The sequence below is a fragment of the Micromonospora sp. M51 genome (assembly GCF_018070305.1).
In the GTDB taxonomy this organism is placed as follows: domain Bacteria; phylum Actinomycetota; class Actinomycetes; order Mycobacteriales; family Micromonosporaceae; genus Micromonospora; species Micromonospora parva.
On the sequence record NZ_JAGPXZ010000359.1, the window covers coordinates 1 to 6,088 of the forward strand.

The following is a 6,088-nucleotide window of genomic DNA, read 5'->3' on the forward strand; positions in this document are numbered from 1 at the left end:
CCCTCCCAACTGCCGTAGTCGCACTCGATCAGGCCGTCCTCGACGACCGGGGTGGCCTGCGGGAGCGCCAACTCCAGGGTCTGCCGGCAGCGGATCAGCGGGCTGGTCACCACGGCGGCCAGCGGCACCTGCCGCAGCCGCTCGCCGACCGCGCTGGCCTGGGCGCGCCCGGTGTCGTCCAACTCGACCGGCTGGCGGCCGGCCAGACCGCCGTCCGCGTTCGCTGTCGTCCGGCCGTGTCGCAGAAGCAGGAGGGTCGCCACGGGGACCACCCTATGACCTGCGCCCGACCGGGGTCGTCGCCCGCCGCCCCGGCCGGGTTCGCGTCGCCCAGGCCGACCCGGCGCGAGAGCGCCGACCAGGCGTGAAACCGTCGATCCGCCGCGAAACGGGCTGAGCCGCGTGACCGGTTCGGTACAGTGCGTTGTGCCTGGCGTGTCCGGGGCCGCTGTCGGAGGGTGCGCAACGCGATGGGCGACTCGGCATCCGCGCGGCCGTCGTTCACCGCGGACCCCCAGGACGTGTACCGGGAGTTCCGCCATCCGCTGCTGGTCCTCGCCCTCACCACCGGCACCGCCGGCTTCGTCGACGCCTTCGCCTTCCTGCACTACGGGGCCTTCGTCGCCAACCAGTCGGGCAACGCCGTCCTGCTGGGCATCGGCCTGGCCGGCAGACACGCCGCCTGGCCCGAGTCCGCGGCCTCGCTGGTCGCGTTCGCCGTCGGGACGGGCGTCGTCTCGCAGGTCCGAACGGCACCGGGCCGGTGGTCGCAGTCCTCGCGGGGGCTCGCCTGCGCCGTGCTCGCCATGGCCCTCTGGACGGCGCTCAACGTGCTGCTCGACTACGGCCGGCAGGGCGGGCCGGCGCGGGTCGGGCTGGCCGCCGCCGGCGGTCTCGCCATGGGCGCGCTGGCGACGCTGTTCGCCCGTACCGCCGGGATCACCACTGCCGTCACCTACCAGTCGGGCACGGTGGCCAAGCTCGGTGAACGCATCGGACGGTGGCTGGTCGGACCGGACACCGGCCGATCGCGGGCCCGGCAGGGCACCTTCCTGGGGCTGCTGGCGTTGACCTGCTACGCCGCCGGGGGCGGCCTCGGCACCGTGGCACAGCAACAGCCGCTCTGGGTGCCGGCCTGGGGAACGCTGACCCTGGCCAGCCTGTCGCTGCTGCTGCGTACCGGTCGGTGACGGTGGTCGGTGTCGCGCCGGGGCGTACCTGTTCAGCGCACGTCCGTCGCGAGCTGAACGTCCTGCACGAAGCACTCGGAGCGGTCCGCGCCGTAGCGGACCAGCACGTCCAGTACCGCGGGCACCGCCGCGCGTTCCACCACCACCTCGACCCGGGCCCGGCCCACGAGGTCCTGGTCCTGCCAGAACCCTCGGGGCAGCGAACGGGCGGCCGGCTCGGCGGTGGAGACCGTGGCGTCGAAGAGCACGATGGCGGTGGCGCCGGCGCCGACCAGCGCGTCGCGTAGCTCCCGGGTGGTCGGCAGCAGGGTCGGATTGACCGTCGCGGTCACCAGTCGGGCGTCCTGCGGCGGCCGGGCCGGTCGTTGCGCGTCGCGCCCGCGTTCGGGTTCGCGCCGACGCTGGGGCGCGCCGCTGCCGTTGAGACCCGCCACACCGCCCAGGTGGTACGCGTCGGCGTCCTGCTGGGCGTGGTCGAGGTTGTCCTGCACCTCAGCGCGGGCCCGCAGCCCGAGCGTGGCCTGCACGGCGGCGGCGATCGCCCAACTGAGCACGAAGGAGAAGACCACCACGGTGACCACGCCGACGACCTGGTGCCAGAGCAGGGATCCGCCGCCGCCGAAGAAGAGTCCGTCCTTGCCGAGCGGGTTGACACCGCTGTCGCCGAAGAAGCCGACCAGCAGCGAGCCGAGCATGCCGCCGACGAAGTGGACCGCGAGGACGTCCAACGCGTCGTCGAGCCGCAGCAGGTACTTCAGCCGCAGCGCGAAGTGGCAGACGAACCCGGCGATCGCGCCGATGGCGATGGCGGAGAGCGTGTTGACGTACCCGGCGGCGGGGGTGACGGTCGCGAGCCCGGCGACCGCCCCGGAGACGCCGCCGACGACGGTGCTGTGGCCGTCCTTCAGCCGCTCCGCCACCAGCCAGACGATCATTCCGGCGGCGGCCGCCAGGTGGGTGTTGATCAGCGCCTGGGCGGCCAGGCCGTTGGCCTGGAGTCCGTCTCCCCCGTTGAAACCGAACCACCCGAACCACAGGATGCCCGCCCCGAGGATGGTCAGCGGGATGGAGTTGGGTGGGGAGGCGGTGCGTGGCCAGCCACGACGGCGTCCGACGACCAGCAACGTGCCCAGCACGGCGGCGCCCGCCGAGGCGTGCACCACCATTCCACCGGCCCAGTCCTGGGTGCCGAACGCGGCCAACCAGCCGTCCGGGTGCCAGAGCCAGTGCGCGATCGGCGCGTAGACGACGATGGACCAGATCGCCAGGAACGCCACCCAGCCGGCGAACCTCAGCCGACCGGCCGTGGCGCCGGTGACGAGCGCGGGGGTGATCACCGCGAACATCATCTGGTAGGCGACGAAGGCCAGCGTCGGAATGGTCACCTGGCCGGCGACCACGTGCAGGTGGGGTGCGGGTGGGGTCTTGAGGTCGGTCAGTCCGAAGAGTTCGAGGTTGCCGAAGAGGCCGCTGCCCGCGTCGTCGCCGAAGGCGATGGTGTATCCCACCAGGACCCAGGTCAGGCTGACGACGCCCAGCGCGATCATGTTCTGCTGCAACATCGCGAGGACGTTGCGGGTGCGGACCATACCGCCGTAGAAGGCGGCCAGGCCGGGGGTCATGAACAACACCAGGCCGGTGCAGACGAGCACCCAGGCGGTGTCGCCCGAGTTCACCGCTTCCTGAGCGAGCATGGGGGCTCACCTCTCCTGTCGGGACGTCAGACGGTGTGTCGCACCGCGGTGACGACGGACTCCTTGACGCGTTCGTGGTTGGGCACCGGCGCGAAGTGCCGTTTGGGCAGCAGCAACAGCCAGGTGGTGATGTTGAACGGTCCGGTCAGCACCGGGATGGCGAGTGGGGTGAGCACGCTCGCCAGGGCCAGCTGGACGAAGAGCGTGAGGGCGATGCCGAAGAGGGTGTAGAGGGTCACCAGCGCGCCGGGGCGGTGCAGCACCGCGCCCACGGCGATCGCCGTCAGCACCGCGTTGAAGCCGAACAGTCCCTTGTCCAGCGAGGCCGAGTCGGCGCCGAACCAGAGCGCCAGCAGGGTGGCCCCGACCGCGCCGATCACCGCGAACAGCGCCGACCAGCGGGAGTTGACCAGCAGCGCGACCAGGATGATCAGCCCGGTGACCCAGCTGTCGATCAGGAAGACCTGGGACACCCCGCGCAGGAAGGTGGGGATCAGGTCCCAGTCGAAACGACCACCGGTCAACTGCCCCTCACCGGGGAACATCGGCTTGAGGTTGGTCAGCACCGTGAAGCGGTCGAACTGGTACGCGGCCAGCAGCAGCACCCACGTCGTCAGCACGAACGGCATGGTGAACGCGGTCAGGCCCCAGGTCTTGAAGATCGTGTTCAGGGCCAGCGTGACCACCGTCGTGCCGATCGCGCCGAGCACCAGGTAGAGCCACATCAGCGGCCGGTCGTCGAGGAACGTCGGCACGGCGATGCCGGTGAGGAACGGGCTGAAGCCGAACAGTCCCTTGCGCAGGGAGGGCTCGTCCACCCGCAGGGCGACCGCCGTGGCGGTGCCGACGAGCAGGCCGACGACCCCTCCCCCGAAAATCCGTGGCTGCCCGTTCTCGACCGCCCCCCAGGCGACCGCGACGAGGACCAGCAGCCCGGTGAGCGGGTTGTTCTGCAGCAGAACCTGCGCCGGCCCGCGCAGGCAGGCGTCGACGAACCCGACAAGCGGGTTGCCGTCACCGAGCCGGTCCCAACGGTGCGCCACTGCGGTCACGGAACGTCTCCTCGCCAGATCAACGCCAGCTGAACGCCGGCGGGAAGGTCCGGCCGGTCACCTCTTCCCGGGCGGCCACGCAGAAGGCGCGGACCGCGGCGCGGACCGGCTCGGTCTCCTGACCGAGCACCTTGAAGATGAGCCCGGCGTCGTTCGGCAGCCGGCCGACGGCGCTGGCCAGGGGGGTCTGCTCGTCCCAGACCGGCGTCGACGTCCGGTCGAAGACCCGGGCCGCCCGTTCGGGGCTGGTGAGCAGCACGACGTTGCCGAAGATGTGGAAGCGGTCCATCACCCCGACCCTCTCCACGCCGAACTGCCGGGGGGTCACCACGAACTTCTCCACGAACAACTGCCGGCCGTCGGGGCGTTCGGCCCGCAGGGAGCAGGAGAAGAGGTCGTACGCGAAGAGCTCACCGTCGCGGTAGTACTTGCGGCCGGGTTGCAGGATCTCGCCGTAGAGCAACGTGGCGCTCTCCGGCAGGCGCACCCGGCTGTCGGTGGCGAACCGGCTGGCCCGGTAGGGGATCGTCGGCTCCGGGAGGAACTCCAGGTAGGCGTCCTCGTCCAGGGTGAACCGCTGGACCTGCGTCCCGTAGTTCGCGTCCATCTCCTGGATCTTGGTGGCGGCCTGGGTGGTGAGGTGCGCCTGGCTGCCGGCCGCCAGTGTGACGTCCATGTGCAGGCGGTCGCCCTGCAGGACGCCCCCGGAGGTGGTGAGGATCATGACGCAGGGCAGCTGCGGCATCTCCTCGTCCCAGTAGAGCGCGCGCTGCACCAGCAGCGGCGACTGCCGGTAGAGGTCGTGCAGGATCGTGCGGTCCCCGCGCCGCTCGAACCCGAGGCGCAGGATGCCGACCTTGCCGTTGGCGGCGGCCGGCAGCTGCGCCGGTTGGTCCTGGTACGGCGCCAGCTCACGGGCACTGTCCAGTGAGATCATGCGACCACTTCGGCGTCGAAGAGCGCGTTGCGGCGGACCAGCGAGACCAGATCGTCGACGCCCTCGCCCGTCTTGCAGTTGGTGAAGACGACCGGCTTGCCGTTGCGCATCAGCTCCGCGTCGCGGGCCATGACGTCGAGGTCGGCGTCCACGTAGGGCGCCAGATCGGTCTTGTTGATCACGAGGATGTCGGACTTGGAGATCCCCGGGCCGTTCTTGCGCGGGATCTTGTCGCCGGCGGCGACGTCGATGACGTAGATGAAGAAGTCCACCAGGGCGGGGCTGAAGGTCAGGGTGAGGTTGTCACCGCCGCTCTCGATCAGCACCACGTCGCTGTCCGGGAACTTGGACTCCATGTCCTCCACGGCGGCGAGGTTCATGCTCGGGTCCTCCCGCACGGCCGTGTGCGGGCAGGCCCCGGTTTCCACCCCGATGATCCGCTCCTCGACCAGGACCCCGGTCAGCGCCCGCCGGACGTGCTTCGCGTCCTCCGTGGTGACCACGTCGTTCGTGATCACCAGTATCCGCAGCCCGTTCTCCACGAGCCGTGGCACCACGGCCTCGATGATCGCGGTCTTGCCGCTGCCCACCGGGCCGCCCACTCCGATACGACTTGCCGACTTCATGCGGTGCCTGTCCTTCCTGGGTTCGTTTGCGCGGACTGCGGATTCAGCTCATGAACATCCGCACGTGCACGTGCTGGTGCGCGGCGGCCAGCACGTCGGCATGCGGTCCGAAGGTCTGCATGTCGTCGAGGTTCGCGGTGTGCACCTCGCGGTAGTCGTCGGCGACCCGCTCGTTGACCGCGAAGAGGATCGACTGCGCGTCGAGGTGGTCCACCGGCATCAGCCGGATCGCCGCGCTGAGCACCGTCGACGCCGCGCCGTACTGGTGGGCCGCGAACGCGTCCTGCTCGTCGACCCCGAGGTCGGCGAAGACCACGCCGAGCGCGACCGGGTAGGTGACCGGCACTCCGTTCGCCGACTCGTCGATCCGCTTCTTGAGCAGCGTCTCCCCGACGATCCGGGTGGCGGCCTCGGCCAGTTTGCGGCCCATCCGGACCGACATGGTGCGCATCTCTTCGTTGATCTTGCGCAGGTGCACGGCCTCGTCGGCCTGGCGGATCCGGTCGAGGTCGCCGGCCCGGGCCGCCCGGTGACCGGCGAGCAGCGCCACCCCGTCCCCCTTGGCGGCGAGCCGGGTGACCGTCCGGAC

General features: G+C 70.9%; 7 protein-coding genes. 1 reads left to right on the top strand and 6 read right to left on the bottom strand.

Going from position 1 to position 6,088, the window contains the following annotated elements; translation table 11 throughout:
• On the bottom strand, positions 1-272 hold a 272-nt coding region (locus tag KBX53_RS19205), incomplete at its 3' end, for a histidine phosphatase family protein (protein WP_210860796.1).
• Positions 273-470: 198 nt separating this feature from the next.
• On the opposite strand from KBX53_RS19205, the gene KBX53_RS19210 reads away from it, so the two are divergent.
• Positions 471-1,190, top strand: coding sequence for a YoaK family protein (locus tag KBX53_RS19210; protein ID WP_210860798.1), 720 nt, complete (start codon positions 471-473; stop codon positions 1,188-1,190).
• Between the two features lie 32 nt (positions 1,191-1,222).
• Here the strand turns inward: KBX53_RS19210 and KBX53_RS19215 are convergent, their stop codons facing one another.
• The 5 genes from KBX53_RS19215 to KBX53_RS19235 all read right to left on the bottom strand — a co-directional run.
• The gene (locus KBX53_RS19215) at positions 1,223-2,884 is read right to left on the bottom strand and encodes an ammonium transporter (protein WP_210860800.1); all 1,662 of its coding nucleotides are present in this window, start codon (positions 2,882-2,884) and stop codon (positions 1,223-1,225) included.
• A gap of 26 nt (positions 2,885-2,910) precedes the next feature.
• On the bottom strand, positions 2,911-3,936 hold the full coding sequence (gene yut, locus KBX53_RS19220; protein ID WP_210860803.1) for an urea transporter: 1,026 nt from the start codon (positions 3,934-3,936) through the stop codon (positions 2,911-2,913).
• 19 nt (positions 3,937-3,955) lie between these two features.
• On the bottom strand, positions 3,956-4,873 hold the full coding sequence (locus KBX53_RS19225) for an urease accessory protein UreD (RefSeq protein WP_210860805.1): 918 nt from the start codon (positions 4,871-4,873) through the stop codon (positions 3,956-3,958).
• Positions 4,870-5,499, bottom strand: a complete 630-nt coding sequence (ureG, locus tag KBX53_RS19230; RefSeq protein ID WP_210860807.1) for an urease accessory protein UreG — start codon at positions 5,497-5,499, stop codon at positions 4,870-4,872. The genes KBX53_RS19225 and ureG overlap by 4 nt, the downstream gene beginning before the upstream one ends.
• 43 nt (positions 5,500-5,542) lie before the next feature.
• Positions 5,543-6,088, bottom strand: a 546-nt coding sequence (locus KBX53_RS19235) for an urease accessory protein UreF (protein WP_210860809.1), incomplete at its 5' end; no start/stop codon positions are given.

What these genes read in the sequence shown, in the direction of transcription:
- KBX53_RS19210 (WP_210860798.1), top strand. Translation starts at nt 471, where the DNA reads ATGGGCGACTCGGCATCCGCGCGGCCGTCGTTCACCGCGGACCCCCAG.
- KBX53_RS19215 (WP_210860800.1), bottom strand. Translation starts at nt 2,884, where the DNA reads ATGCTCGCTCAGGAAGCGGTGAACTCGGGCGACACCGCCTGGGTGCTC.
- KBX53_RS19225 (WP_210860805.1), bottom strand. Translation starts at nt 4,873, where the DNA reads ATGATCTCACTGGACAGTGCCCGTGAGCTGGCGCCGTACCAGGACCAA.
- ureG (WP_210860807.1), bottom strand. Translation starts at nt 5,499, where the DNA reads ATGAAGTCGGCAAGTCGTATCGGAGTGGGCGGCCCGGTGGGCAGCGGC.